The organism is Myceligenerans halotolerans, assembly GCF_054782975.1.
The window spans coordinates 1-1,504 of the sequence record NZ_BAAGRL010000019.1; the positions used below are offsets into that span (position 1 = coordinate 1).

The window sequence follows — 1,504 nt, forward strand, 5'->3', positions numbered from 1 at the left end:
GAATTATATTAGTTATAGATAAGTAAATATTTATAAATTTGTAAATATAAGTATGACAAATATATGGACACATAGGTGTGAGTAATCAAAGTGATTGTTGGGGATGTCTAGCACGCATTCATTATACGGAAGACTTATTGTCTAAAAGCTATATAATATATGAATTTATTATAGCGTTCCGCACGGGAAACCGTAAATTATATACACAGTGAACTGAACCATCTTAGTAACTGTAGGAAAGGAAAACAACCGTGACTTCTAAAGTAGTGGCGAGCGAAATAGAACTAGCCAAATATCATTATTATAATGCAGAATACTTTGGAAAAAGTAATCCGTAGAAGGTAATAGCCCTGTATGCTTATGATAAAATAGATAATAAATAAGTAATGTAAGAGAAAACTTGCATGAAGTTCTTTTTAGAAAAAGAAAAGAAATTGGGGAACCATCCTCAAAGGCTAAGTATGAATGACGTAGCGATAGTGAAAAGTACCGTGAGGGAAAGATGAAAAGAAAGTCGATGACTAGTGAAATAGATTCTGAATCAGCAATCATACAAGCAGTTAAAGCAATTCAATTAATTTTGAATGTGATAACGTACCTTTTGCATAATGGGTTAGCGAGTTATTTCTAGTAGCAAGGTTAATAACCCCAGCGACAGCGACTGATTAGTATAAGACTAATTCGGGATAGTTACTAGGATTAGACCCGAAACGTGGTGATTTACCCTTTGCCAGACTCATAGGTCGAACGGGTCAATGTTGCATTATTGTCCGATGAGCAAAGGGTGGTAAGTGAAAGACAACTCTGACCACGATATAGCTGGTACTCCTCGAAACGTATTGAGGTACGGTTTTCCATATATACTTACATAGGTAGAGCACTGACCATCATATTAATGGTTTTAATCGTTAATTTAATTGGGGGATCATAGATTCTACCTTTGATGTGTTAACCACCAAATGATGTAAATTTTTATGGGAAGGACAGACTATTCATGATAAGGTGGATAGTCGAAACGGAAACAGCCGAGAACATAGATAGAAGGTCCCAAAATAATGACTAAGTGAATTTAAGGAAGTCGTAGTCCTAATACAGCAATGATGTTAGCTTGGAGGTAGCTATCATTTGAAGAGGGTGTAACAACTCAGTTGCCTAAAGGACTATAGGCACCGACAATATGCGGGTCTATAGGTCATTTACCGAAACTATGTCAATTAAATTATATATTCTGTAATTTAATCAGAGTAGAGGAGCATCCCATGTGGATGAAAGATAGTGTTTCATTATCTGGACATAATGGGAGAGAAAATGCTAACATGAGTAACGTAGAAGATAGTTATAATACTATCCGCCGATTGAACAAGGGTTTCGTTGTCATGGTTAACAGCGACGATTTATAACGGTCTCTAAGATTATTATTGATGAGTTTGTCATAGATAACTATAACATTTGTTATGGTCAGGAAAATTATATGATTATTACCGTACCCTACAACCGACACAGG

At 35.6% G+C, this 1,504-nt stretch carries 1 rRNA gene; it reads left to right on the forward strand.

The features are described from left to right. Positions 1–76 precede the first annotated feature (76 nt). Positions 77–1,504: ribosomal RNA gene (locus ACYVK5_RS12990) — 23S ribosomal RNA — on the forward strand; the annotation flags it as partial.